This is a genomic window from Rathayibacter caricis DSM 15933 (assembly GCF_003044275.1).
GTDB lineage: Bacteria > Actinomycetota > Actinomycetes > Actinomycetales > Microbacteriaceae > Rathayibacter > Rathayibacter caricis.
This window is the reverse complement of the sequence record NZ_PZPL01000001.1, coordinates 1,881,374-1,907,521: the sequence shown is the minus strand read 5'-3', so window position 1 is coordinate 1,907,521 and position 26,148 is coordinate 1,881,374. Positions and strand designations below refer to the sequence as shown.

Sequence of the window (26,148 nt, the reverse complement as noted above, 5' to 3'; positions counted from 1 at the left end):
GACTCCCATGACCGAGAACACCCCCGGCTCCGTCCACCGCCGCACCGTCGTCGCCGGCGCCGCCTGGACCATCCCCGTCGTCGCGACCGCGATCGGTGCGCCGCTTGCAGCGGCGTCCGGTACCGGACCGACGCTGGCCTTCACGAACGGCCCGTATTCCGTCGCCGCCTGCGGCACTCTGAAGGACGTCGTGATGACGGCGACGACGGACGGGACCGCTGCCGCTCCCCAGGGGACGCCCGTCACCGTGACCCTGCCCGCCGGGCTGACCTGGTCGGACGGCGATACCGGATCGAGGATCTTCCCGACCGATGGGAACGGCGAGGTCGTTCTGAGCGGGGTGAAGGCCACGGGCACTCCTGGAACGGGGTCGATCTCGGCGACCACGACCGGGGCGTCGACGTCGGCGCCGGTCTCGGTCTCGGGTGGCGCTGCTTTCTACCGCAGTCAGGTCTCCGGGGGTCCGGTCACGACCTTCCCCGTCGCGGTCCCCTCGGGCGCCCAGCCCGTCGGAACCCTCGGCTGGCTCGCCGAGGGCACGCTGTACGACAACTCCGGCGCCGTCATCGCCACCGACGTCGTGGCCGCGAACAGTGAGATGGAGAACTGGGGGACTCGCAACGCGCAGTACTTCACCTGGACCACCACCGACGGCACCGCCTTCTACCGCAACCAGGTCTCCGGCGGATCCGTCTCGACCTCCCCCGTCGCGGTCCCCTCGGGCGCCCAGCCCGTCGGAACCCTCGGCTGGCTCGCGGACGGCACGCTCTACGACAACTCGGGGACCGTCATCGCGACGGACGTCGCCACGGCCGACAGCAACATGGAGAACTGGGGAGATCGCAACGCGCAGTACTTCACCTGGACCACCACCGACGGCACCGCCTTCTACCGCAGCCAGGTCTCGGGCGGCCCCGCCTCGAGCTTCCCCGTCGCCGTTCCCTCGGGCGCCCAGTCCGTCGGGACACTCGGATGGCTCGCCGGGGGTACCCTCTACGACAACTCGGGCACAGTCATCGCCACCGACGTGGCCAGCGCCAGCAGCGATATGGAGAACTGGGGCACGGGCAACGCGCAGTACTTCACCTGGACGACGATGGACGGCACTGCTTTCTATCGCAGTCAGGTCTCGGGCGGCCCCGCCTCGAGCTTCGCTGTCGCCGTTCCCTCGGGTGGCCAGCCCGTCGGAACTCTCGGATGGCTGGTCGGAGGGACCCTCTACGACAACGCGGGCACCGTCATCGCCACGGACGTCAATGCCGCGAGCAGCAACATCGAGAACTGGGGCACTGCCAACGCGCAGTACTTCACTTGGACCGCCGGTTCGAACTGCTGAATCGGAGCCGAGACTCCCGGCCGCGCATCGATTCGAGTAGCGGGGCCGGAAACAGAGAATGGGCCGGAGCTCGAAGCGGGCTCCGGCCCTTTGCTGTGTGCAAGCGCTTCTCGAGTCACTGTCGTCCTGCGCACCGAAAGCGCGAGCGCGCTCCTCCTGGCGTCCGCGCGAGCAGTGACGAAGATCCGATCACAGCGCCCGCCGCAAGCTGTCCACGGAGCCGAATCCCGACAACCGCGCCAGTTCCGCGAAGTCCGGCCGCCCGTCCCGTTCCGCACTCTGCCGCTCGAGCAGAGCGAGCGCGAGGGAGCGCCTGTACGCGCGGATGACGCGCAGCGGAGTGTCGAGCCCCTCCGCCTGGAACGCGCGGGCGAGGTGCGCGGGAGACACCCCGAGCTCGCGGGCGAGCGATCCGACCGAGCAGTCGGGGTCAGCGGCGCGACGCTCCAGCACCACCTGCGCGCGACGCACCAGCTGCTGCGACCACGACTCGCGAACCGCCGGCTCGGCCGCCGTGCGGAGGAACGCCGCCGCGCACGAGAGCAGTGCGACGTGGAAGCGGTCGAAGTCGAGGAGCGGGGTCTCGTCCTCGAGATTGAGCACGCTGTTCGTGAGCAAGATCAGCGCAGAGCGCGCCCATCCGCGGTCCTCGGCGACGAGCACCGGCAAGGATCCCTCCGAGATCCGAGCGAAGACACCCTCGAGTGGGAGCCGCACCTCGATGCGAGCAGTGGGTTCCCGCGCGAGAACGCCGACCTCCTGACCGGCGCCGACGACGAAGGCGCCTCCCGCCGCGACGCGCAGATCCTCGCCGTCCGGAGCCGGGAGGTCGAGATCGCCGTCGAGCTGGAGCACCAGGAGGAGGGATCGGCTCGCCGACCGCAGCCGACCCTCGACCGGGCCGTGCCAGATCCGTGTGAGCCCCAGTCCGTCGCGCGACAGCTCGTCGACCGCCAGCTGGGCCGGGCCCGACGGCACCAGATCGTGCTCGACCAGCCAGCGGGCGGCGCTCTCGTCGCGCAGGATCACGCGATCCCCTCCTCGGACCGACCGCGGCGGGCGGCTCCGGAGGGAGCGCGCTGGCGGAGGAGTCGCCCGGCGGCGCGGAGCGGGCTGCGGTCCGACAGTACCCAGATGCGGCACGCAGGCCGGGCTCGACCGCAGAACGCAACGGCGTCGCAGCGGAACGCAACGGGAGCGCTCCGGAGCGTCGACGGGAAGGCGAGGAGCACTCAGGATCACTCTCGACACCGTCCCCTCAGCAAGGAGCACTGCATGACGCACGACACCACCCACCTCACCTCCGCCGGCCTCGAGCGCCGCACTCTCGTCGCCGGCGCCGCCTGGACGATCCCGGTCATCGCGACGGCGGTCGGAGCGCCCCTCGCCGCAGCCTCGACGGCCGCCACGCTCACCTTCACCAACGGCCCCTACTCGGTCGCCGCCTGCGGGACGCTCAAGGACGTCGTGCTCCGCGTCACCACGAACGGCACCGCTCCGGCCCCGGCCGGGACCCTCGTGACCGTGACGCTGCCGACCGGGCTGACCTGGTCGGACTCGAGCACCGGTGCGAAGGTGCTGCCGACCGACGCGAACGGCGAGATCGTGTTGAGCGGGGTGACGGCCGATGGAGCGTCCGCGAGCACCGTCATCGGAGCCTCGACCACCGACGCGTCGACCTCGGTGCCCGTCTCGATCGCTCCGTCCGACACGGCCCATCAGTACAACCTCGTCGGCGCCTCGGACCTCACCGTTCCGAATGTTCCCGGCGGCTCGACGCCCATCGGCGGAGGCTTCTACCGCAGCCCGACCGGTGACGTCTACCTGAACAACGGCGCCATCGTGGCTACCGGCTCAGCAGCAGGCGCGGTCGGGGGCTACGACCCCGAGGGTGGGAGCTACCTGCAGTACACGAAGAACGGAGCCGCCTTCCAGTACAACGCAGTGGGCTCCGCGACCACGCCGTGGACGCTCCCCACCGGCGCCACTCCCGTCGGCGGCGGCTTCTGGCTGACGGCGGACGGTGACGTCTACTTCGAGGACCGGCTCATCCGGTCGGGCGTCGCCGAGGCGGTCGGCAACTGGACCGCGGCGACGAGCGGATTCGTCGGGATCACCGATCGGTCCGGGGCGACAGGCCAGTACAACAAGGTGGGCGGGTACTTCGCGGTCCCCGCGCCCACCGGGTCACGCCCGGTGGGCGGAGGCTTCTACCTCGCTCCGAACGGCGACATCTACACGAACACCGGAGTGCTCGCCGCGACGGGCACCTCCTCCGCCATCGGCGACTACACGGTCACGTCCGGCGGGTTCGTGGGGTTCATCAAGGAGGGGATCGCCTTCCAGTACAACACCGTCGGATCGCAGACCTTCGCGCCCGCCATCCCCTCCGGAACGGTCCCCGTCGGCGGAGGGTTCTACCTCGCTCCGAACGGTGACCTGTACTCGAACACGGGTGTTCTCGTCAGGACCGACGTCATCGAAGCGAGAGGGCAGTACACCACCGCCTCGGGCGGCTTCGTCGGGTACACCAGAGCGTCCTGCTGAGCGGACGCCGTCGAGCGACGGCGCCCGCTGCCGATCCGTCGCGGAAGGCTGCCCTCCCCAGACCACAGGCGCCGTTCGCGACGGGTCGGTTCGTCCTCTCGGCGCAGACAGGCGCCCTCGCCGCCTGGTCCTTCAGATGGCCCGGCGCATCGACGAGGCGCTGCCGAACCCCGCGAGGCGCGCCACGTCGTCCGAGCTCAGCGCGCGATCGCCGCTCTCCCGCAGGGCGCGGGCGATCTCTGCGCGCTCGGCGCGGATCTCGGCAGCCGGACTCGATCCGTGAGCGGCGAACGCCTCCTGCAGCGAGCGCGGCGAGATCCGCAGCTCGTCGCTCAGCACGGCGCTCGAGAACGCCCTGTCGGCTGCTCTCTCCGCGATCATCCTGCGGGCGCGGTCGACCAGCAGCTCCTGCCGGGTAGCGAGGCGCCCCTGCGCCGCCGCGTCCACCGTGAGCAGCCCTGAGACGAGGCTGCGCACCGCGAGGCGGAACGCAGCGAACCGCGGATCCTCCGGTGCCAGCTCGGAGTTGAACGCCGCGTTGAGAGTCGAGATGAGAACCGAGGAGAACGGCCTGACCTCGGCGTCGAGCAGCGCGCCGGCCGTGTAGTCGCGGCGCACCGACTCCGGCAGCTGATCGGCGTCGAACTCGACCTCGAGCCGCGCTCCGGAGACCCGCGCCGAGACCGTCGCGCTGTCGAACGCCGGAAGCAGGGCGATGGATCCCGGCCCCGCGCAATCGGACCACGTCGGCGTCTCGAGTTCGACGGCTCCGTCGACCTGGAGGAGCACGGCGACTCGCGGACGCGCGGGCGCCTCGCGGAGCAGCGTCGTCTCGGAGTGCCAGTACCTCGCGATGCGGAGGTCCGCACCGCGCACCTCGTCGACGTAGACGCGGGGAGGACGCGGGTCGAGGACCCGGAAGCCGGCCGACGCGAGCCAGGCGACCGCCTCCTCCCCGGCGAGTGAGGCGGATCGGCGCACCGGGCTGCCTGGCGGTGTCGTCACGGGGTCCTCGTCTCTTCGCGCGCGATCGTCGGGGCCGCACGAGGCGCCCGCGGATCAATGGTGGGAGACGACGGAGCGAGCGGCGCCCGATTGCGCAGGATGCGCGGATCCGGCGCGCAGTCCGCGCGGAGTCCCCTCGGATCCCGGTTCCGCAGGACGTGCGCTCGACACCATGGCCGTCGTCCCGTTCACCGACAAGTCAGGAACCGCATGACCGAGAACACCCCCGGATCGCTCCCCCGCCGCACCGTCGTCGCCGGCGCCGCCTGGACCGTCCCCGTCGTCGCCACCGCGATCGGCGCTCCGCTCGCCGCCGCGTCGGACACGACCCCGCCCGTCGACACCAGCAACTTCGACCGCTACATCGTCTGGGCGAACACCAACGTCGGCGCCGTCGGCGGCGGGCAGACCCCGATCGTCGACGCCCTCATCCGCACGGCGGGGCCGACCGCGGGTACGCAGTCCTACGCGGTGGTCCGAATCCCGGCGCAGTACCTCGACATCGGGTACGTGAACGCCAACTTCCTCACTCCTGGCCACACCAACGGGTGGAACTACGTGACGTCCTACATCGACGGCGGATACGCGGTCTACCAGTTCAGCAACCCCACCGTCCCGGTCCCGGCCGACAGCGACAGCGTCTTCCGCTGGACCTACCGCCTCGCGAGCAACCCCGGTCTCGTGGGCACGTCCTACACGGTCGACGTGCTGTCGCAGGTCTCCCCCGGCGACCGCAACCCGGGCAACAACGTCTGGGTCGCGTCCCCGGCCGTCGCGTACGTGCAGCCGTAGCCTGCGACTCCATCCGACCCGGTGCGCCGGTCGCGTCACCACCCGAAGGTGTCGCGACCGGTGCTCCGCGTAGGTCTTTTCTCGACGCCGCCCTTCTCCTCCGGTCCCGTTGCGCTCGCCTCGTACTGCCGCTCGATCCGCAGGTCCGGTGACCGAATGATCGGGGCGGGCGCAACCCTCTGCTCAGAGACCGGCGGCGCGCCCCCAACTCACCCCGTCCGCCGCAACGCCCGCCGCATCGCCGTCGCGTTCGCGAAGCCGGCCAGGCGCGCCCGTTCGGCCGCGGTCAGCGCGCGCGTCCCGTCGTCGTAGCTCCGGGCCACCGCCGCCCGAGCGGCTCGGATCTCGACGGCCGGCGTGGATCCCGCCGAAGTGAAGACCCGGTGCAGGTAGCGCTCCGAGATGCGCAGCTCCCCGGCCAGCACCTCGATCGTGAGAAGAGGATCGCGCGCCCGCTCGGCGATGATCGACATCGCCCGACGGTGCAGCTCGAGTTCCCGGAGCGAGACGCGGTCGCGCGGCACCCCCTCCAGACCCGCCGAGACGATCGCGACGGCGAGGTGCGAGAACGCGAGCCGCAGCCCGGGGAGTCCCTGGGAGCGCGGGTCGAGATCGGTGTTGAGCACGGCGTTGGCCGCCGAGACGAGTGCGACGCGGAACGAGACCGGCACGTCGGCCAGCACGGCGTGCGCTCCGATCAGGTCGCGAAGCGGCGCGGGGATCATCGCGGCATCGAGCGCCACTTCGAACCGCGCGATCGACGGCTCCGAGACGGTCGCCGTCACCGAGCCCGCGGCGAGGACGAGCACGGCGCCGGGAGCGAGGACCGCGCCCTCGACATCGGCGTCGCCCTCGACCGGCACGACCACGAGGGCGGATCCCTCCGCGACCGTCACCTCGGCCGAGACGGACGTGTGCCAGAGGCGCGCGAGCCTGAAACCCGCTCCGGTGAGCTCGTCCGTCACGAGGCTGAGATCGTGCCGTCCCGCGACGACGGTGCCTCTCGCCGCGAGCCAGCCGAGCGCCTCCTCCCCGGTGAGCGTCACACCGCGCCGGAGGGTCGGCTCGCTCGGGACGTCGAAGCGCATGCCGAACTCCTCACTCGCCGGGTGGATCCCTCGCGGCGTCCACCCAAGCCGATCGGCCCCGCCGCCGGGTGCCGAGCGACACATCCCGCACGGATCAGGAGCACTCGCCGCACTCTTCGACCGCCGTCACCCGCGGGCGCGGACCCGGCCGACAGCATCGGTCGCGCCGCCTCGTCCGGCGGACCCCGGTCGGTCACTCCGGCCCCGAAGAGAAGAGCATCCATGAACGACTCCCCCTCGACCGCACGCACTCCCGGTGTCGAGCGCCGCACGCTCGTCGCCGGCGCAGCCTGGACCATCCCCGTCGTCGCGACGGCGGTCGGCGCGCCGCTCGCTGCGGCGTCCGCAGCCCTGCAGGTCGCCTTCGACCGACCTGAGTACTCGGGAACCGCGTGCGGGACCATCGACGGTGCGAGCGTATCCGTGACGCGAGACGGCGCCACGGCGCCCTCCGAGCAGGTCACGGTAACTCTGGCCGGCGGCTACACGTTCGTTGGCGGCGGAGCGACGCGCATCCTGACGTCGGGCCCGGACGGGACGGCTGCTCTGCCGCCGATCGCCGTCCCCGGGTCCGGCGGGCAGGCTGTCGTGACCGCAGCGATCACGGGCGCGTCAGCGTCGGCGGGTCTGACGTCGCTCTCGAACGGCCGCGCATTCCAGTACCGCACCGGGTCCGACACGCGTATGGACGAGTACCCCGCCGTCCCGAGTGACGCCACCCCGCTCGGTTCCGGGTTCTACCTGGCTCGGAACGGCGACGTGTACTACGCGAACAGCATCGTCGCGTCGGGCGTCGCCCGGGCCGCGACCTACAGCTCGCAGGGCTTCAACGTCGTGAACTACGTCACGACGACCGGCAGGGTGTTCCAGTACAGGACAGGGTCGGACACCCGTGTCGACGAGTACCCCGCGATTCCCGGCGATGCGACGCCCGTCGGTTCGGGGTACTTCCTCACTCCGAACGGCACTCTGTACTACGCGAACTCCGTCGTCGCGTCGAACGTCGCGGAAGCAGCGACGGCGAGCACCCAGGGGTTCAACGTCGCGAACTACACCACGACCACGGGCCGGGCGTTCCAGTACCGGGTCGGCTCGGACGTTCGCCTCGACGAGTACCCCGCTGTCCCCGCCGGATCCACACCGCTCGGCTCGAGCTACTACCTCGCGCCGAACGGCGACGTCTACTACGCGAACAGCGTGATCGCGTCGGGCGTCACGAAGGCGGCGACCTACAGCACGCAGGGGTTCAACATCGTGAACTACATCACGAGCGACGGAAGGGTGTTCCAGTACCGGGTCGGATCCGACACGCAGCGCGACGAGTTCACCGCCGTCCCGAGCGACGCGACCCCGATCGGCTCCGCCTTCTTCCTGGCGCCCAACGGCGATCTCTACTACGGGAACGGTGTGATCGCGACCGATGTCGCTGAGGCGGCCACGGCCAGCACGCAGGGCTTCAACACGGTGAACTTCATCACGACGCCGCCCTGCAGCTGACCCTCGTCCGTCACGGCGGCCCCTGCTCCCTTCCGCCGCGGAGCAGGGGCCTTCTACGCCGGGGTGAGCACCTCGCCTAACTGTCCTTCAGCGCTCGTCGGAGCGAGTCCTCCGAGCCGAACCCGGAGGTCCTCGCGAGGTACCGCAAGGATGTGCGTTCTCCGGAGGCCAGCTGCGCCCGCGCCAGGTCGGCCCGCGCGCGCCTGATCTCCTGCAGCGGCGTCCGCCGCCCCTCCTGCGCGAAGACGAACGCCAAGTGCTGCCGCGTCACACCGAGTCGCTCCGCCAGCCGCGAGACGGAGAGTGCGGGATCGGAGGCGTCCCGCGCGATGACGGCGATCGCGCGCTCGCCGAGAGTCCGCGCTCCGAGTGCGTCCGGGAAGAGCTCGTGGACGAGCGCGGTGCAGCAGCTGCCGATCGCGGCGCTGAAGAACTCCAGTCCCGGCGAGCCGTCGGCGAGGCCGGCGTTCAGGGCCGCGTTCGTGAGAGAGACGACGGCGGCCCTCGCCCACCCGCCGTCCCGGTCGTCCGCGCGCAGCACCTGTGCGCGAAGGGCGAGGATCGGGAGTCGCGCCTCGATCTCGATCCGAGCGGTCGCCTCCACGGCGGTGACGGAGACGGAGGAGCCGGCGGTCGCCAGGAGGACGTCACCCGCTCGGAGAACGCGGCGATCCGCCCCCTCACCTGCACCGAGGCGCATCGAGCCGTCGAGTTGAACGATCAGCAGCGCGCGGCCGGCGGACGCCCCGAGCCTCCCGGAGGCGGGCGTGTGCCAGATCCGCGCGACGCGCACCGATCCGTCGTCCACCTCGTCGACGGATGCGTGCGGATCTCCCTTCGCCTGCAGTCCCCGCGCCGCCAGGAGGCGCTCCGCCTCCGTCCCCCGTGCGATCACGGCGGACCCCCTCACGACAAGGACGCGCTCGAGCAGGCGGGATGCGGTCGACGTCTCCGAGCAATGGCCCCAGTAAAGCCGACGACCAGGGCGGTCCCGATCGAGGACCGCGGTTCGGAGGATCGACGCGGCAGAACGGAAGAAGGAGGCGGTCGGACGCCCGTCGCACGAGGAAACCTCGAACAATCGGCTGCGTCATCCACCCCTTCCTCAAGGAGCTCACGCATGTCCGACCACCTCACCGACTCGCCCACCGGCGGCATCCAGCGACGCACGATCGTCGCCGGCGCCTCCTGGTCCATCCCCGTCGTCGCCACCGCGATCGGCGCACCCCTCGCCGCCGCGTCGAACACCGGCGCGACGCTCGCCTTCACGAACGGGCCCTACTCCGTCGCCGCGTGCGGAACCCTGAAGGACGTCGTGATCAGGGCGACGACGAACGGCACGACGCCCGTCACCGAGGGCACGCCGATCACCGTCGCCCTGCCCAGCGGACTCACGTGGTCGAACGGCGACAGCGGCTCGAGGATCGTCACCGCCGACGCCAACGGCGAAGCCGTCCTCAGCGGGCTGAAGGGGACGGCCTCCTCCGGCACCCGCACGATCAGCGCATCGACCGCCGACGCGACCACCACGGCGCCGGTGAGCGTGCTGTCGTCCCCGACGGCCGTCACCGACGGATTCGGCAACACGGTCACCGGCATCCCGGCGGGCGCGACGATCGCCGACGTCACCGGCACCATCGATGCCAACGGGAACAGGTACCTCTTCGCGCGATCCGAGGAAGGGACGCTCTACGTCTCCATCAACGGAGCGCCCTTCACGGTCGACAGCACGAGCACCACCGCCGTCGCCACCAACACCGGCAACCCCGCCGCCGTCATCCGCGCCATCGACACCCCCACCGGCCCCGTCGTCTACGACGGCCTCACCGGAGCCGCCTCCCCCGCCCTCACCGGCATCCCCGCCGGCAGAACCGTCGTCGACCTCGTCGGCACCATCGACGCGAACAACAAGACCTACGTCTTCGCCCGCACCGACGACGACACCCTCTACGTCTCCATCGACCGAGGACCCTTCACCGTCGACAGCACGAGCACCACCGCCATCGCCACCAACACCGGCAACCCCGCCGCCGTCATCCGCGCCATCGACACCCCCACCGGCCCCGTCGTCTACGACGGCCTCACCGGAGCCGCCTCCCCCGCCCTCACCGGCATCCCCGCCGGCAGAACCGTCGTCGACCTCGTCGGCACCATCGACGCGAACAACAAGACCTACGTCTTCGCCCGCACCGACGACAACACCCTCTACGTCTCCATCGACCGAGGACCCTTCACCGTCGACAGCACGAGCACCACCGCCGTCGCCACCAACACCGGCAACCCCGCCGCCGTCATCCGCGCCATCGACACCCCCACCGGCCCCGTCGTCTACGACGGCCTCACCGGAGCCGCCTCCCCCGCCCTCACCGGCATCCCCGCCGGCAGAACCGTCGCAGAACTCGTGGGAACGATCGATGCGAACGGTGTCACCTACGTCTTCGCACGCACCGAGGACGGGTCCGTCTACGTCTCCGTGAACCGAGCACCGTTCGCACTTCAGAGCACGGGCGCCACGGCGCTGGCGACCAACACCGGCAACCCCGCCGCCGTCATCGTCGCGAGCCAGACCGCGACCTGCTGACACTGCCGCCCGATCCGTCACGGAGGGCCCCCGGCCGGGCGACCGGGGGCCTTCCGCGACGAGCCGAGACGTCACGACTCCTGGTGCGCCAATACCCGTGGCCCGCGGGAATAGATCGCGCCGCCCCACGTTGTACCGCCATGTACATGCAAACGCATGAACCAGGCGCCGCACCGGCGCCGGCGATGGAAGGGGCGCACCTCATGCAGTTCGGAATCTTCTCGGTCAGCGACATCACGACCGATCCCACCACCGGAGCGACCCCGACCGAGTCCGAGAAAATCATGGCCGCGGTCACGATCGCCAAGAAGGCGGAGGAGGTCGGCCTCGACGTCTACGCGCTCGGCGAGCACCACAACCCGCCGTTCTGGTCCTCCTCCCCCACCACGACGCTCGCCTACATCGCCGCGCAGACCGAGCACCTGCTGCTCTCGACCGCGACGACGCTCATCACCACGAACGACCCGGTGAAGATCGCAGAGGACTTCGCGATGCTGCAGCACCTCTCGGGCGGCCGCGTCGACCTCATGCTCGGCCGCGGCAACACCGGGCCGGTCTACCCCTGGTTCGGCAAGGACATCCGCCAGGGCATCGAGCTGACGATCGAGAACTACGACCTGCTGCACCGCCTCTGGCGCGAGGACTTCGTCGACTGGCAGGGGCAGTTCCGCACGCCGCTCCAGGGCTTCCAGTCGACGCCGCGCCCGCTCGACGGAGTCGCTCCGTTCGTCTGGCACGGCTCCATCCGCTCGCCGCAGATCGCCGAGCAGGCCGCCTACTACGGCGACGGCTTCTTCTCGAACCACATCTTCTGGCCCGCCTCGCACACGCAGAAGATGGTGCAGCTCTACCGCCAGCGCTTCGAGCACTACGGGCACGGCTCCGCCGACCAGGCGATCGTGGGCCTCGGCGGTCAGATCTTCATGGCCCGCAACTCCCAGGACGCGGTGACGCAGTTCCGCCCCTACTTCGACAACGCGCCGGTCTACGGCCACGGACCCTCGCTCGAGGACTTCACGGAGCAGACCCCGCTCACCGTCGGCTCGCCGCAGGAGGTCATCGACCGCACGCTCGGCTTCCGCGACTACGTGGGCGACTACCAGCGCCAGCTCTTCCTGATGGACCACGCGGGCCTGCCGCTCGCCACCGTCCTCGAGCAGCTCGACCTGCTCGGCGAGATCCTGCCCGTGCTGCGTCACGAGTTCGACTCCCGCCGCCCCGCCCACGTCCCCGAGGCGCCCACCCACGCCTCGCTCGTCGCCGCACGCGACGCGCAGCCCGTCGCCGTCGGCGCCTGAACGCCGGAACAGGAGAACCACCATGGACACCCGCAGGATCACCGTCCTCTCGGCCGGCCTGAGCACGCCGTCCTCCACCCGGCTGCTCGCCGACCGCCTCGCCGACGCGACCGAGCACGAACTCGCGGAGCAGGGCTTCGCGACCGAGCGGAGCGTCGTCGAGCTGCGCGATCTCGCGCACGACGTGACCAACATGCTGCTGACCGGATTCCCGAGCCCCGCGCTGCAGACCGCGCTCGACGCCGTCTCGGGCGCCGACGGGCTGATCGCCGTCACTCCGATCTTCACCACGAGCTACAGCGGCCTCTTCAAGTCGTTCGTCGACGTGCTCGACACGGAGGCGCTGCGCGGCCTGCCCGTGCTGCTCGCCGCGACCGGAGGGTCGCCCCGCCACTCCCTCGCGGTGGACTACGCGATGCGCCCGCTCTTCAGCTACCTGCACGCGGCTCCGCTGTCGACGACCGTCTTCGCGGCGACCGCCGACTGGGGTGGAGAGGGTGAGGATGCTCGCGCCCTGCCCGGCCGGATCGAGCGCGCGGGCCGCGAGCTGGCGACGGAGGCGGCCCGGGCGTCGCGGTCCGTGCGCGATCCGTGGGCGCTCGACGGCTCGTTCGAGGGGATGCTCGGCCGCCGCGGCTGACCCGGGGCGGCACCCGCTCAGCGGCGACGCGCTGTCAATCCCCGATCCGGGCCTCCCCCCGGGAAGGGTGACCGCGATACCTTTTCCCCAGGCGCCGTTCCGGAGCGCTCCGAACGTGCCGTTCCCTCGGAAGGCGGGCTCCTCATGAGCACCATCGCCGCCAATGCCGCCCAGCAGCGGGTGGCAGGGCGCTACTACCTGATCGAGCGCATCGGCTCGGGTGGGATGGGATCCGTCTACCGCGCGCGCGACGAGACCGTGCAGCGCGACGTCGCCGTGAAGGTGTTCCGCGCCGAGGCGTCGAACCCGGAGGACGTCGCCCGCCAGGAGCGCGAGGTGCGGATGCTGAGCTCGTTCGCCCACCCCGGCATCGTCAACCTCTTCGACGCGGGGCTGCACAACTTCGGCGGCGAGGTGCGCCGCTACGTCGTCATGGAGCTCGTCGCGGATCCGACGATGGAGGTGCGGCTCCAGGCGGGTCCGATGCCCGTCGACGAGGTGTCCGCGATCGGCACCCAGCTCGCCGAGGCGCTCTCCTACCTGCACGAGCGCGGAGTCGTCCACCGCGATGTGAAGCCCGCCAACATCCTCGTCAGCGACGTCGGCTCGAGCGGCTACGAGCACACCGCCAAGCTCACCGACTTCGGCGTCGCCCACTTCATGGACGGCTCGCGCCTCACCAGCGACGGCATCGTCATCGGCACGGCCAGCTTCGTCAGCCCCGAGCAGGTCGCGGGCGAGCCGATCAGCGGAGCGAGCGACGTCTTCTCGCTCGGCCTGGTCCTCCTCGAGGCGCTCACCGGCCACCGGGAGTACTCGGGAACGGTCCTCGAGGCGGCCATCGCCCGCCTGCACCGCAGCCCCACGATCCCCCCGACTCTGCCGGCGGAGTGGCGCACGCTGCTCGCCGAGATGACGCAGCGCGACCCCTCCCTCCGGCCGACCGCCGACGAGGTGGCGCACCGGCTGCGCGGCGGCCTCGCTCCCGGATCCGGGTCGGTCGCAACGGTCGACGGGAGCCGCACCGCGCGGATCCGCCGCGGCGTGATCATCGGCTCGAGCGTCGTCGGCGTCGGCGCGGTCGCCGCTCTGTCCTGGATGCTCGGGCTGCTCGCCGGCCGCTGAACGCACCGCCGCGTCTCGAGATGCAGCACCGCCTGGAGACGGGGATCTCGATACGCCCGCTCCGCGGGCTACTCGATCAGCAAGGTAGGACCGCGCACCCCGCGGGCTACTCGATCAGCAGGGCACGACCGCGCACTCCGCGGGCTGCTCGATCAGCGAGCATCCCTGCTGGTCGAGTAGCGGCGCAGCCGCGTATCGAGACCCGCGGTCACCCGGCGCAGGCGCGATCAGGCCTCGCCCGGCAGGGCCTTCCGGAGGACGATGCGGGTCCAGGCGCCGACGTAGAGGCGGTCGCCCTCCTCGATCTCGCGGCGCTGGCCGGGAGCGATCGGCGTCTGCGGCAGCGCGGCTCCCGCGGGCGCGAGGTAGGTGCCGTTGGCCGACTGCAGGTCCTCGACCCACCAGCGGTAGCCGTCGGTGCTCAGCTGGCAGTGCCGGCGCGAGACTCCGGAGTCGGTGCCGCAGTCGATCTCCGGCGAGATGCCGCGCGAGACGGAGGGGCGGCCGACGAGCAGCGAGCGCTCGCGCAGCACGACGACGTCCGGCGGTCCCGCGGAGGGCATCGGGTCGTCGGCGCGCTGGTCCGCGTACCACTCGGGGTCGATCCAGAGCTCGGCGATCCACGGCTCGTCCTCCGACTCGACCGGCGCGGGGGCCGGCTCGGGCTCGGGGATCACCTCCGTCGGCGGCGCCGTCGCGACCGGGACGTCGAACCCGGCCTCCTGCTCGGGCACGAACGCGGTCGGCGCCTCGGGATCGGCGGCCGGCGCCGGGGCCTCGCCCGGGTGCGCGCCGGGGTCCCCCGCCGGCGTCGCGGATCCGCCGACCTCGCCGGGAGCGCGCACGGCGCCCGACTCGGTGAACGGGTCGGCCTCGGGCAGCGAGCCCGTGGTGAAGTCGTAGCCGCAGTTCTCGCAGAACAGCGCGCCCGCCTCGTTGGGGTACGAGCAGTTGGGGCACACGGCCGGCCCGGTCGGGATCGCCGTGGTCGGCGCAGCGGCGCTGGGCGCAGGAGCGGAAGGCTGTGCGGCCTGGATCGGCGCGCCGCAGACGTCGCAGTAGTCGCCGGACGCGGAGGTGTGCCCCTCGGGGCACCGGTAGCTCACTTGCGCACCCGCGTGGTCTTGGTGGACGCCGTGTCGAGCGCCATCTCGTCCAGGCGCGTGACTCCGCGCTTCAGCCGCACGGTGCCCTCGTTCGGGTTGTCGATCTCGACCACCTTGCGCAGCTTCGCCGTCGCCTCGTCGTTGCCGGTGACGGCGGCGAGCTGCACGGCGCGGCCGAGCTTGACGGTGGCCGTCGCATCGTCGCCGGCGGCCTTCGCCGCGAGTCCGTCCTGGATCGCCGAGGCCAGCTCGGTCTGCCCCGTGTAGTGCGCGACCGCGAGGTCGATGCGGGCGGTGAGGGCGGAGTCGTCGGTCCAGCGGGCCTTCACCAGCGCCGAGGCGACCACCTCGTCGCGCACGCTCAGCTGCACGCGGGCGGCGAGCTGCTCCGCTCCGACCGGCTTCGAGGCGACGCGGACCGCCACGTGGTACTCCCGCGACTCGTCGCCCCAGGCGCCCGTGGGGTAGGAGCCGGTCAGCGGGTTGACCGGCGTCCGGCGCGAGCTGAGGTCCTCGAGGTTCGGCGCGACCTGACGGACGAAGAGCAGCTGCGCGCCCTGCGGGGTCCACACGCGCAGCTCGCCGTTCGCGACTCCGCGGCCCATCGACGCCTGCATGAGCTGCTCGAAGTCGGCCGCCATGTCGGACGGGTTCGCGATGAGGCCGACGGTGCCGAGCAGTGCGCTCGCGATCGTGCGCGCCTCCTCGACCACCCAGCGGGTGCCGACTCCGCGCACGTCGCACTGGAACGCGCCCTGGGCGGCGCGGATCGCGGCGTCGAGCTGCATCCGCGACTCGTGCTCGTTCTTGCCGTCGGTGAGGAGGATCGCGTGGCGCTGCGTCGCCTCCGGGACCGTCGCGAAGAGCTGGCGCGCGAGGGTCAGCCAGCTGCCCATCGCGGTGCCGCCGTCGGCCTGGAGGTAGCCGATGGCCTCGCGGGCCGCGGCGCGGGCGCCCGGCTCCATCCGCACCATCGAGACGGAGGCGTTGGGGTACGGGAACGCGCGGTCGGCGCGCTCGGAGCCCGCCACGACCGCGAAGAACGTGCCGTCGAGGATCTGGTCGACCGCGACCTGGGCCGCGCGCTTGGCGGCGGCCATGTTCTCGCCGGTCATCGATCCGGAGCAGTCGACGATGATGATCTCGGCGGCCGCTCCGTCGCTGCCGGCCGAGCCGGTGCCGGAGGCGGTGACCGTCACGATCGCGTGCACATCCGTGGCGCCGTCCGAGAGGTACTCGTTCTGGAAAACACTCGCGCTGAACTCCGCCATTCCCGCAGTCTATTTCGCGTTCCGCGCCGCGCGGGGACACGGTGTCCGCGCTCACAGGCGGCTCCCGCTCCGGAACGGCGCCGGGAGCCCGCACGGCCCGGCGCTCACCCCCGGGCGAACACCGGCACCGCCGACTCCGGCCGCGCCGACTCCCACCACTGCGCGTGGCGCAGCACCTCGAGGTCCGCGAAGCGCCGCCCCGAGATCTGCAGCCCGATCGCGCGGCCGTCGGAGGTCGTCCCCGCGTTGATGCTCGCCGCGGGCTGACCGGACATGTTGTAGGGGACGGTGAAGGCGATGTGCGCCATGCCGCGGTCCTCGTGCCCCCACGGCATCGGCCACTCCGCCGGGAACGCTGCGACCGGGGCGACCGGCGACAGGACGGCGTCGAACGGCAGCGTCGCCTCGACGGTCCGGCGGCGCAGCTCGCTGATCGCCTCGGTCGCCTCGAGCACTCGGCGTCCGGACACGTCAGCGCCTCCGTGCACCCAGGTGGTGATGAAGGGCAGGGCGCGCGCCTTCGCCTCGGTGGGCAGGTCGTAGTAGGTGCGCCAGAAGCGCACGCGCCAGAAGAGGTCGATCTGCTCGAGGACCCCGTCGTCGAGGAAGGCGGGCAGTTCGACGACCTCGGCCCCCGCATCGGAGTAGGCGTCCGCGGCCGCGAGGACCGCCGCCCGGATCTCGGGGTCGACCGCCATGCCCGCGCCCGGATCCGTGTGCACGGCCACGCGGGCACCGCGGACGTCGAGCGCCCGGTCGTCCCAGTCGATCGACTCGGGCGGCAGCGAGGTGTAGTCACGGGCGTCGGGTCGCGAGAGCACCGACATCCCGAGCGCGACGTCCGCCACGGACTGGGCCAGCGGACCCGCCGCCCGCCCCTGGTAGGGGTTGTCGAGCGGGATGCGGCCGTCGCTCGGCTTGAGCGTCGCGAGCCCGAGCCAGGCGGCGGGCAGTCGCACGGAGCCGCCGATGTCGGTGCCGACGTGGAAGGTGCCGAAGCCCGCAGCCGCCGCGGCTCCCGCGCCCGAAGACGACCCGCCGACGGTGAGCGCGGGATCCAGGGGGCTGCGGGTCACTCCGTGGGCGCTCGAGACTCCGGAGGAGAGCATGCCCCAGTCGGGCATCGTGGTCGAGCCGACGATCACGGCGCCCGCCTCGAGCAGGCGCGCGACGGCGGGCGAGTCCTGCCGCGGGACCGTCGCGGCGGCGGCCGCGGTCCCCGCGCGGGCCGGCAGTCCGACGCGGTACAGGTTCTCCTTGACCGTGACGGGCACTCCGTCGAGCCGGCTGAGGGGTGCGCCTGCGCGCCGGCGCTCCTCGCTCGCGCGGGCCGCCGCGAGGACGCCCTCGGGGTCGAGGTCGCTGAAGGCGTTGATCGCGGGGTTCCGCTGCTCGATGTCGGCGAGGAGCTCCTCCGCCACGTCGACCGGCGAGAGCTCGCCCGAGGAGTAGGCGGCCGCGAGGCGTGCCCCGTCGTAGCGGAAGGAGGTGTCGGTCGAGGGGGTCATCGGATCTCCTGGCGGTGGCGGATCGAGGGCGTGGCGGCGATGAGCGCCCGGGTGTAGTCGTCGACGGGGTTCTCGTAGAGCGCGCGGGTCGGCCCCTGCTCCACGATGCGGCCGCTGCGCATCACCGCGACGCGGTCGCAGAGGTAGCGCACGACACCGAGGTCGTGCGACACGAAGATCAGGGTGAGGCGGTACTCCTCGACCAGGTCGGCGAGCAGGTTCAGCACCTGCGCCCGGACCGAGACGTCGAGGGCGCTCACGGGCTCGTCGGCGACGAGGATCCGCGGGCGGCAGACCAGCGCCCGAGCGATCGAGATGCGCTGACGCTGTCCGCCCGAGAACTGGTGCGGGTAGCGGGCGACGGAGTCGGCGGGCAGGCCGACCGAGCGGATCACCTCGGCGACGCGGTCGGCGCGCTCGGACGCCGACACCGCGGCTCCGGTGTTCGCCGCGTTCAGCAGGGGCTCGGCGACGATGTCGCCCACCTTCATCCGCGGATCCAGCGACGCCATCGGGTCCTGGAACACGATCTGCAGGCTGCTGCGCAGCTCGGCGAGGTCGGCGCGGCGGTGCGTCGTCAGATCCCGCCCGACCACCTCGAGCGCTCCGGAGGTCGGGGTGTCGAGCCCCGAGAGGATGCGGAGCAGGGTCGACTTGCCCGACCCCGACTCCCCCACGATGCCGAACCGGTCGCCCGCCCGGATCTCGAAGTCGAGTCCGCGCAGGGCCTCGACCTTCTGCGGCGGCGAGAAGAGGGAGGTGCGGCCGCGCGTGTAGGTCTTCGTGAGACCGGAGGCGCGGACCACGGTCGGGGCCTCGGGGGCCGCCGCGCGCTCCTCGCGCCCCGCGTCCATCCGGTCGACCGAGCGGCCGGGGGTGTAGCCCTCGGAGGTCGCGACGGTGAAGAGCCGGCCGGCGGAGTCGGTGGCGTCGAGGTCGGAGGCGGCGAGCAGTCCGCGCGTGTACGGGTGCTCGGGCTTCGTGAATACCCGGTCGATCGGCCCCTCCTCGACGATGACCCCGGCGTTCATGACCAGCACCCGGTCGCAGGTCTCGCCGACCACGGCGAGGTCGTGGGTGATGAAGAGGAGACCGGTGCCCCGCTCCGTCACGCTGCGCAGGACCAGGTCGAGGACCTGGCGCTGGACCGTGACGTCGAGCGCGGTGGTGGGCTCGTCGGCGACGAGGAGGGCGGGGTCGTTGGCCAGAGCGATGGCGAGGACGACCCGCTGACGCTGACCGCCGGACAGCTGGTGCGGGTAGGCGCGCGCCGCCTCCTCGGGCGACGGCAGGCCGACATCGGCGAGCAGCTCGACCGCGCGGCGGGCGGCGGACCGGCGGTCCGGCTGGGTGCGGTGGATCCGCATCGCCTCGGCGATCTGCGTGCCGACCCGCATGAGCGGGTTGAGCGCGGTCATCGGCTCCTGGAACACCATCGCCATCGTCGAGCCGCGCAGCCGCGCCGCGGCGCGCTCCCCCAGGCCCACGACCTCGCCGGCGTCCTCGCCCACGCGCACGCTCCCCGTCGCGGTCACGGTGTCGGGCAGGAGCCCCATCACGGCGAGGGAGGTCAGCGACTTGCCCGACCCGGACTCGCCGATGAGGCCCACCCGCTCGCCGGCGGCGATGCGGAAGGTGAGGTCGTCGACGAGGAGGCGGTCCCCGGCTCGGACGGAGAGGTGGGAGACGTCGAGGGCGGCGGGGCGGAGCTCGGTCATCAGCGGTTCCTCATCTTCGGGTCGAATCGGTCGCGGAGTCCGTCGCCGAGCAGGTTGAAGCCGAGCACGGCGAGGGCGATGGCCAGTCCCGGCACGATCGCGAGGTAGTCGTAGGCCCCGAGGAACTGCTGCGAGTCCTGCAGCATCCGGCCCCAGGAGGGCGTGGGCGGCTTGGTGCCGAGCCCGAGGAACGAGAGCCCGGCCTCGGCGAGCACGGCCACGCCGAAGTTGACCGAGCACTGCACGACGAGGATCCCGGCGATGTTCGGCAGCACGTGGCGCAGGGCGATCGAGAGACCGGAGCGGTTCGCCGCGCGGGCCGCGAAGACGTAGTCGGTCGCCATCACCTGCAGCGTCCCGGCGCGGGCCACGCGGGCGAAGGCCGGTGCCGCTCCGATCCCGAGGGCGACCATCGCAGTCGTGGTGTCGGCGCCGAACACGGCTCCGAAGACGATGGCGAGCAGGAGACCGGGGAACGCCATGACGACGTCGCTGCCGCCCATGACCAGGACGCCGATCCGCTTCGGCCGCATCCCGGCGAGGATCCCGAACGGGACGCCGATCACGGCGGCGATCGCGACGGCGACCGTGCCGACGAGCAGGGTGATCTGCGCGCCGACCATGATGCCCGAGAGCACGTCCCGCCCGTAGCGGTCGGTGCCGAAGGGGTGCGCGGCGCTGGGGAACAGCAGCCGGTCGCCGGCGACGGAGCGGGTCGGGTCGTACGGCGTCCAGACGAGCGACACCAGGGCGGTGACCAGCACGAGCAGGATCAGCGCGCCGCCGATCCAGAGCTGCGCGTCGGCGCCGAGCCGGAGCCGCTGCAGGCGGCCGGGCGGCCGGGTGATCAGGGCGGTGCGCGGAGGGGTGGACCGACCGGACTGCGGCTCGGTGCCGGGAGGGAGCACAGCGGTCATGAGGCCCTCCTGAGGCGCGGGTCGAGGAGCGTGAAGGCGAGGTCGACCAGGAAGTTGATCGCGACGATCGCCACGACGAGGACGACGACCACCGCCTGCACCGCGAGCAGATCGCGGTTGCCGACGGAGTCGACGAGGTAGCTGCCGAGACCGGGGATGCTGAACACGCGCTCGATCACGACCGCTCCGATGAACAGGCCGGCGAGCTGGACGCCCACGATGGTCAGCACGGGGATGCCCGCGTTGCGCAGCCCGTGCCGCACCAGCGCCGCCCCCGAGGTCAGCCCCTTCGAACGGGCGGTCCGGAGGAAGTCCTCGCGCATGATCTCGAGCACCGCCGACCGGACGTAGCGGGTCAGGATCGACGCCTGCACCGAGCCCAGCGCGATCGCGGGAAGCGCGATGTGCGAGAGGAACGCGGGATCCGACGGCGGCACCCAGCCTCCGGAGGGGAACCAGCCCAGGCCGATGGCGAAGAACGCCACGAGCAGCACGCCGACGAGGAAGTTCGGCACGGCGACGCCGATCTGCGAGACGCCCGAGATCACGACTCCGGACGGGTGCCGCTGCCGCATCGCGGCGAACGTGCCGAGCGGGATCGCCACGACCAGGGCGATCAGCATCGCGACGACCACCAGGATCAGCGTCACCTGGAAGCGGTCGGACACGATCGGCGAGATGTCCTGCCCGCTGACGTAGGAGGTGCCGAAGTCGCCGCGCAGGAGCCCGGCGAGCCAGTCGAGGTACTGCACGACGAGCGGGGCGTCGATGCCGTTCTCGGCCCGCCACGCGGCGAGCTGCTCGGGAGTCGCCTCGATGCCGAGCGCGACCGTGGCGGGGTCGCCGGGCATCACCCGGAGCAGCAGGAACACGACGATGGTCGAGATGAGCACGGTGGCGAGGAAGTTGCCGACGAGTGCGAGCATCCGGAGGGCCATGATCGCCCCCTTTCACGGGGATGGAGGGGTGGGCGGACGGGAGCGGAGGCGGCGGCGCTCGCGGAGAGCGCCGCCGCGGTGACCGCTAGGACCAGGCCAGGCCGGTGAGGTCGAGCGACTCCGTGACCGAGTTGCCGGCGATGCCGGTGAGGTCGGAGTCGGCGATCACGATGTTCGGGAAGAGGAACAGCGGCACCGCGGGGACCTCGGCCGCGACGTCGGCGACGATCTCCTCCATGCCCGCGGCCCACTCCTCGGCCGATGCGGCGTCGGCCTCGGCGGCGCGGGTCGCGACGGTGGGGTCGTCGTAGCCGAGGTAGTACCCGGGGTCGCCGAAGTTGGCGAGGAAGTCGCGCGGCTCGACGGCGAGGATGACGGACATCTCGTAGTCGTGGCGGGTGAACACCTTGTCGAGCCAGACCGCGGGGAACTCGTCCGACGCGATCGTCGCGTCGATCCCGACCTCGGCGAGCTGCGAGACGACGACCTCGGACACGGCCGTCGCGTAGGGGCGGGTCGGGACGTCGAAGGTGATCGACAGGTCCTCGGCGCCGGCCTCGGCCAGCAGATCGCGCGCCTTGTCCGGGTCGTAGGGGTACAGGTCGGTGAGGTCCTCGTAGTAGGGGTCGGTCGGCGGGACCATCGCGCCGATGAGCTCGCCGTAGCCGGCCCAGGCGGTGTCGATGATCGCCTGGCGGTCGAGGGCGTGGGCGATCGCCTGGCGCACCCGCAGGTCGTCGAACGGCGCCTCGGCGTTGTTCATCGACAGCAGGATCTCGCCGTTCGAGGTTCCCTGGATCACCTGGAAGTCGTCGTTCGTCTCGAACTGCGCGACCAGGTCGGGGGCCTGCATGTTGTAGAGCATGTCGACGTCGCCGGCGCGGAGCGCGTTCGTGGAGGCGACCGCGTCGGCGAAGTACCGCAGCGTCACGTCGGTGACGGCGGGAGCCTCGCCCCAGTAGTCGTCGCGGGCCGCGAGCGAGATGTGGTCGCCGGTGACGCGCTCGGTGACCGTGTAGGGGCCGGTGCCGACCGGCGTGTTCGCGAGGTCCGCGACTCCGCTCTCGTCGAGCATCAGGCCGACGCTGCCGCCCATGTCGAACAGCCAGGAGTTGCTGGGCCGGCTGAGCACGACCCTCGCCTCGGTCGGCGAGACGACCTCGACGCGGTCCAGGACCGCCATCTTCGCCTGGTTGATCTTCCAGTCGGTCTTCACGCGCTCGAGCGAGAACTTCACGTCGTCGGCGGTGAACTCGGCGCCGTTCGAGAACGTCACGCCCTCCTTCAGGACGAAGTCGTAGACGGTGCCGTCCTCGCTGACCGTCCAGGACTCGGCGAGCAGCGGCTGCAGGGCGCCGTCCTGGTCGATCGCGACGAGTCCCTCGTACACGTTGTTCATCAGCGCCTGCGGGATCGCGGCACCCGCGGTCGTCGTGAAGTCGAAGTTCGCGGGCTCGCCGGTCAGGCCGACGATCGCCGTGGGGGCGTGCTCGCCGCCGGACGAGGAGGACGACGAGGCGCCCGCGCCGGCGCTGCAGGCCGAGAGCGCGAGGGCGGAGAGGAGGGCGGCCGCGGCGAGGGCGGGACGTCGGGATCTGTGGGTCACGGGTGCGGCTCCGAGGGTCGGGCGGTGCATGGTCGAGAGGGGGGTGAGGTGCGAGGATCCGAGCCGGGAACGGCTACTGGTCTGACCAGTAGAAGGAACGCTAGGATGGCGCCGAGACGCGGGTCAAGCGAGGAAACAAAGATGTAACACCCGTCGCGACCCGACGCGGAGAGGAGCCCCGTGGCGTTCAGCCCCGTGCAGAAGGTCAGCGCGTACGAGTCGATCGTCGAGCAGATCGAGCGCGCCGTGGAGATCGGCGACCTCAAGCCCGGCGACCGCCTGCCGGGCGAGCGCCAGCTGATGGCCGACTTCTCGGTCAGCCGCGCCACGATCCGCGAGGCGCTGCGCGTGCTGCAGGCGACGGGCCTCCTCGAGTCCCGCCCCGGCGATCCGCGGGGCCCGATGATCACCGCGTACTCGCCGCGGATCCTCGAGAAGTCCATGGCGCGCCTCGCCCATCTCGAGAGCATCAGCCGCGTCGAGCTGCTGCAGTTCCGCCTCCTGCTCGAGGGCCAGTCGTGCCTGCTCGCCGCCGAGAACCGCACCGCGGAGGATCTGGCCGGCATCGAGGAGCACCTCGCCGCCCTGCACGAGGTCGCCCGGGGCGAGGCCGACGGGTTCGGCGAGCGCGTGAACCGCTTCCACGCCGCCATCCGCCGCGCCTCCGGCAACCAGCTGATCGAGGTCTGCGGCAACGTCGTGGGCGGAGTGATGGCGCACCTGACCGAGGGCCGGCTGCGCTCCGAGACCGACCGTCTCGCCCGGATGCGCCGCAGCGCGGCCGACGCCGAGACCCTCGTCGACGCCCTGCGCCGCCGCTCCCCGCGCGAGGCGGCCGACGTGTCCCGGCGCAACATCTACCGCTACTACGCCGACGACCTCACGCCCGAGGAGGCCGCCGCGCTGGCCAGCTCGCTGCCGTCCCCGGTCGACGCGCCGGTCTGATCCGCGAGCGCGACCGGTAGCATCGACCGCTCCGACAGAGAGCGGGACGCATGAGCGAGCCGAGACGGGCCTTCACACCGATCGAGCAGCGGATCGACGACGCCGCGCACCGGCTGCTCGCGCGGGGGCCGTCGACCGGGCCGCGCGCGGCGCTGATCGAGTTCCTCGTCTTCGGCGCGAAGCAGGCGTGGGCGTGCGTGTTCGGCGCCACGCTGCTCGCGCTCCTGCTCGCGGCCCGCCTCTGGTACCCGGACGACGCGGTGCTGGCGCGCAACGACCTGCTGACGATCGCGGCGGTCGTGCTGCAGATCGTGCTGGTCGCCACCCGCCTCGAGACGGGGCGCGAGCTGTGGGTGATCGTGCTGTTCCACCTGGTCGGCACCGGCATGGAGCTCTTCAAGACCGACGTGGGCTCGTGGAGCTACGAGGCCGTCGGGGTGCTGCGGATCGGCGCGGTGCCGCTGTTCAGCGGCTTCCTCTACGCCTCCGTCGGCTCGTACATGGTGCGGATCCACCGCCTCTTCGATCTGCGCTTCGTCCGCTGGCCGCGCCGCTGGGTGACGGGCGTCGTCGCGCTGCTGATCTACGTGAACTTCTTCAGCCACCACTACCTGCCCGACGCGCGCTGGCTGCTGCTCGCGGCCGTGGCCGTGCTGTGGGCGCGCAGCACGATGGTCTACCGCGTGCACCGCGGCGCGCACCGGATGCCGGTGCTGCTCGCCTTCGCTCTCGTCGCCCTCTTCATCTGGTTCGCCGAGAACATCGCCACCTACTCCGGCGCGTGGCTCTACCCCGACCAGGTCGCCGGCTGGCAGATGGTCTCCGTGTCGAAGCTCGTGTCGTGGTTCCTCCTGATGATCGTGTCGGTGGTCCTGGTGACCTGGGTGCATCCGCCGCGCGGACCCGACGCCGCCGTCAACCCCGCGAGCGCAGGCGCGGCCGTCTGAGACGCTGGGCCGTGCCCAGTTGGTCCCTCGCCCTCCTCAGCGGCGCGATCGGAGGAGCGACGCTCCTGATCGGCGCCGGTCTCGCCTGGTTCGTCCGCGTCCCCCCGAAGCTGACGGCCGCCGTGTCGGCTTTCGGCGCCGGCGTCCTCATCTCGGCCCTCGCCTACGAGCTCGTCGCCGAGGCGGCCGACGACGGCGGGCTCCTGCCGACCGTGCTCGGCACCCTCGCCGGAGCCGTCGTCTTCGTCGGAGCGGACGCGCTGCTCTCGCGCGCGGGCGCCGGGAACCGCAAGTCCTCCTCCGGATCGGGCGGCGGAGGAGGAGCGGCCATCGCCGCCGGCGCGCTGATCGACGGAGTGCCGGAGTCGATCGTGCTCGGGCTGTCGGTGGCGCAGGGCGGCTCGGGAGCGGCGATCAGCGTGCCGATCGTCGCCGCGGTCGCGATCTCGAACCTGCCCGAGGGACTCTCGTCGACGGCCGGGATGAAGGCCGACGGCCGCTCCGCCCGCTACGTCTTCACGGTGTGGGGCGGGATCGCGGCGGCGTCGGCCGCCGCCGCGCTCGTCGGCTTCCTCGTGTTCGCGACGGCGCCGGGAGCCGTGGTCGCGTTCGTCACGACGGTCGCCGCGGGCGCGATCCTCGCGATGATCTCGAACACGATGATCCCGGAGGCGTTCGACCGGGACAACGTGCTGACGGGGCTGTACTCCGTGCTCGGCTTCGTCACCGCCTTCACTCTGCACAGCCTCGGTTAGGGCGGTGATGAAGCCTCGTGCACGCCGCGGGGCGGCGTGCCGCAGTCGGCTTCGGCAGAGGGGCGCGTTCCGCAGAGCGTCCTGCGATCGGCGACGGGAATCCGCTGGGACGCGGATTCCCGGATACGCCTCGAGGAGCGCGGCTGGCCCGGTCCTTCGCTGGTCGAGTAGCCCCGCAGGGGCCTATCGAGACCCACCACCACCGAACACCGCGGATCTCGATACGGCCGCTCCGCGGCCTACTCGATCAGCAAGAGGCGGCCACTCCCCGCGGAGCGCGGCTGCCCCGCCCCCTCGCTGGTCGAGTAGCCCCGCAGGGGCGTATCGAGACCCACCACCACCGGACACCGCGGATCTCGATACGGCCGCTCCGCGGCCTACTCGATCAGCAAGAGGCGGCCACTCCCTTGCTGGTCGAGTAGCCCCGCAGGGGCGTATCGAGACCCACCACCGCTAGGAGTCGGTGGATCTCGATACGGCCGCTCCGCGGCCTACTCGATCAGCAGAAGGCAGCCATTCCTCGCGGAA

The 26,148-nt window shown here is 71.9% G+C and carries 22 protein-coding genes; 11 read left to right on the top strand and 11 right to left on the bottom strand.

What is annotated here, in order from left to right; translation table 11 throughout:
* Positions 1–7 precede the first annotated feature (7 nt).
* Positions 8–1,336: a hypothetical protein gene (locus C1I63_RS08765; protein ID WP_107574545.1), complete on the top strand. Its 1,329-nt coding sequence runs from the start codon at positions 8–10 to the stop codon at positions 1,334–1,336.
* A 189-nt stretch (positions 1,337–1,525) separates the two neighbouring features.
* On the opposite strand, the gene C1I63_RS08760 is transcribed toward C1I63_RS08765, so the two are convergent.
* Positions 1,526–2,365, bottom strand: a complete 840-nt coding sequence (locus tag C1I63_RS08760; RefSeq protein WP_107574544.1) for a helix-turn-helix transcriptional regulator — start codon at positions 2,363–2,365, stop codon at positions 1,526–1,528.
* A gap of 246 nt (positions 2,366–2,611) precedes the next feature.
* Between C1I63_RS08760 and C1I63_RS08755 the strand changes: the two genes are divergently transcribed.
* Positions 2,612–3,883 carry a hypothetical protein gene (locus tag C1I63_RS08755; RefSeq protein ID WP_107574543.1) on the top strand — a complete coding sequence of 424 codons (1,272 nt, stop codon included), beginning with the start codon at positions 2,612–2,614 and terminating at the stop codon, positions 3,881–3,883.
* A 132-nt stretch (positions 3,884–4,015) separates the two neighbouring features.
* Here C1I63_RS08755 and C1I63_RS08750 read toward each other — a convergent pair whose 3' ends face one another.
* Positions 4,016–4,888, bottom strand: a complete 873-nt coding sequence (locus C1I63_RS08750; protein ID WP_146168416.1) for an AraC family transcriptional regulator — start codon at positions 4,886–4,888, stop codon at positions 4,016–4,018.
* Positions 4,889–5,098: 210 nt separating this feature from the next.
* Between C1I63_RS08750 and C1I63_RS08745 the strand changes: the two genes are divergently transcribed.
* A complete protein-coding gene (locus C1I63_RS08745; RefSeq protein ID WP_107574541.1) occupies positions 5,099–5,680 on the top strand; it encodes a hypothetical protein in 582 nt (193 codons plus the stop codon).
* Positions 5,681–5,889: 209 nt separating this feature from the next.
* Here the strand turns inward: C1I63_RS08745 and C1I63_RS08740 are convergent, their stop codons facing one another.
* A complete protein-coding gene (locus tag C1I63_RS08740; protein ID WP_107574540.1) occupies positions 5,890–6,768 on the bottom strand; it encodes a helix-turn-helix transcriptional regulator in 879 nt (292 codons plus the stop codon).
* Between the two features lie 222 nt (positions 6,769–6,990).
* Here C1I63_RS08740 and C1I63_RS08735 point away from each other — a divergent pair, with 222 nt between their 5' ends.
* Complete coding sequence (locus tag C1I63_RS08735; protein ID WP_107574539.1) at positions 6,991–8,265, top strand: hypothetical protein; 1,275 nt, start codon at positions 6,991–6,993, stop codon at positions 8,263–8,265.
* A 76-nt stretch (positions 8,266–8,341) separates the two neighbouring features.
* Here C1I63_RS08735 and C1I63_RS08730 read toward each other — a convergent pair whose 3' ends face one another.
* A complete protein-coding gene (locus C1I63_RS08730) occupies positions 8,342–9,160 on the bottom strand; it encodes a helix-turn-helix domain-containing protein (RefSeq protein ID WP_107574538.1) in 819 nt (272 codons plus the stop codon).
* Positions 9,161–9,385: 225 nt separating this feature from the next.
* Here C1I63_RS08730 and C1I63_RS08725 point away from each other — a divergent pair, with 225 nt between their 5' ends.
* The 4 genes from C1I63_RS08725 (at position 9,386) to C1I63_RS08710 (ending at position 13,909) form a co-directional block, all read left to right on the top strand.
* On the top strand, positions 9,386–10,846 hold the full coding sequence (locus tag C1I63_RS08725; protein ID WP_107574537.1) for a hypothetical protein: 1,461 nt from the start codon (positions 9,386–9,388) through the stop codon (positions 10,844–10,846).
* A gap of 203 nt (positions 10,847–11,049) precedes the next feature.
* Positions 11,050–12,144 (top strand): LLM class flavin-dependent oxidoreductase, encoded by a 1,095-nt coding sequence (locus C1I63_RS08720; protein ID WP_107574536.1) that lies wholly within the window; start codon positions 11,050–11,052, stop codon positions 12,142–12,144.
* 22 nt (positions 12,145–12,166) lie between these two features.
* Complete coding sequence (locus C1I63_RS08715; protein ID WP_055786747.1) at positions 12,167–12,784, top strand: FMN reductase; 618 nt, start codon at positions 12,167–12,169, stop codon at positions 12,782–12,784.
* A gap of 144 nt (positions 12,785–12,928) precedes the next feature.
* Positions 12,929–13,909, top strand: a complete 981-nt coding sequence (locus tag C1I63_RS08710) for a serine/threonine-protein kinase (protein WP_055786744.1) — start codon at positions 12,929–12,931, stop codon at positions 13,907–13,909.
* Positions 13,910–14,136: 227 nt separating this feature from the next.
* Here the strand turns inward: C1I63_RS08710 and C1I63_RS08705 are convergent, their stop codons facing one another.
* The 7 genes from C1I63_RS08705 to C1I63_RS08675 all read right to left on the bottom strand — a co-directional run bounded on the left by C1I63_RS08705 (position 14,137) and on the right by C1I63_RS08675 (position 22,973).
* Positions 14,137–15,015: a double zinc ribbon and FHA domain-containing protein gene (locus C1I63_RS08705; protein ID WP_107574535.1), complete on the bottom strand. Its 879-nt coding sequence runs from the start codon at positions 15,013–15,015 to the stop codon at positions 14,137–14,139.
* Complete coding sequence (locus C1I63_RS08700; protein ID WP_107574534.1) at positions 15,012–16,286, bottom strand: VWA domain-containing protein; 1,275 nt, start codon at positions 16,284–16,286, stop codon at positions 15,012–15,014. Before C1I63_RS08700 ends, C1I63_RS08705 begins: the two co-directional genes overlap by 4 nt.
* Positions 16,287–16,390: 104 nt before the next feature.
* The gene (locus C1I63_RS08695; protein WP_055786735.1) at positions 16,391–17,794 is read right to left on the bottom strand and encodes an amidase; all 1,404 of its coding nucleotides are present in this window, start codon (positions 17,792–17,794) and stop codon (positions 16,391–16,393) included.
* A complete protein-coding gene (locus C1I63_RS08690) occupies positions 17,791–19,512 on the bottom strand; it encodes a dipeptide ABC transporter ATP-binding protein (RefSeq protein WP_107574533.1) in 1,722 nt (573 codons plus the stop codon). The genes C1I63_RS08695 and C1I63_RS08690 overlap by 4 nt, the downstream gene beginning before the upstream one ends.
* Complete coding sequence (locus tag C1I63_RS08685; RefSeq protein ID WP_107574532.1) at positions 19,512–20,429, bottom strand: ABC transporter permease; 918 nt, start codon at positions 20,427–20,429, stop codon at positions 19,512–19,514. Before C1I63_RS08685 ends, C1I63_RS08690 begins: the two co-directional genes overlap by 1 nt.
* Positions 20,426–21,367: an ABC transporter permease gene (locus tag C1I63_RS08680; protein ID WP_055786729.1), complete on the bottom strand. Its 942-nt coding sequence runs from the start codon at positions 21,365–21,367 to the stop codon at positions 20,426–20,428. Before C1I63_RS08680 ends, C1I63_RS08685 begins: the two co-directional genes overlap by 4 nt.
* A gap of 85 nt (positions 21,368–21,452) precedes the next feature.
* Entirely contained in the window at positions 21,453–22,973 is a 1,521-nt protein-coding gene (locus tag C1I63_RS08675; RefSeq protein WP_243591174.1) for an ABC transporter substrate-binding protein, read from the bottom strand.
* A 180-nt stretch (positions 22,974–23,153) separates the two neighbouring features.
* Here C1I63_RS08675 and C1I63_RS08670 point away from each other — a divergent pair, with 180 nt between their 5' ends.
* Genes C1I63_RS08670 through C1I63_RS08660 form a run of 3 tightly spaced genes read left to right on the top strand, consistent with a single transcriptional unit; the run spans position 23,154 to position 25,620 of the window.
* Positions 23,154–23,918, top strand: coding sequence for a FadR/GntR family transcriptional regulator (locus C1I63_RS08670; protein ID WP_055786724.1), 765 nt, complete (start codon positions 23,154–23,156; stop codon positions 23,916–23,918).
* 50 nt (positions 23,919–23,968) lie between these two features.
* Complete coding sequence (locus tag C1I63_RS08665; protein WP_107574530.1) at positions 23,969–24,865, top strand: DUF817 domain-containing protein; 897 nt, start codon at positions 23,969–23,971, stop codon at positions 24,863–24,865.
* Between the two features lie 11 nt (positions 24,866–24,876).
* Positions 24,877–25,620, top strand: coding sequence for a ZIP family metal transporter (locus C1I63_RS08660; protein ID WP_107574529.1), 744 nt, complete (start codon positions 24,877–24,879; stop codon positions 25,618–25,620).
* Positions 25,621–26,148 lie beyond the last annotated feature (528 nt).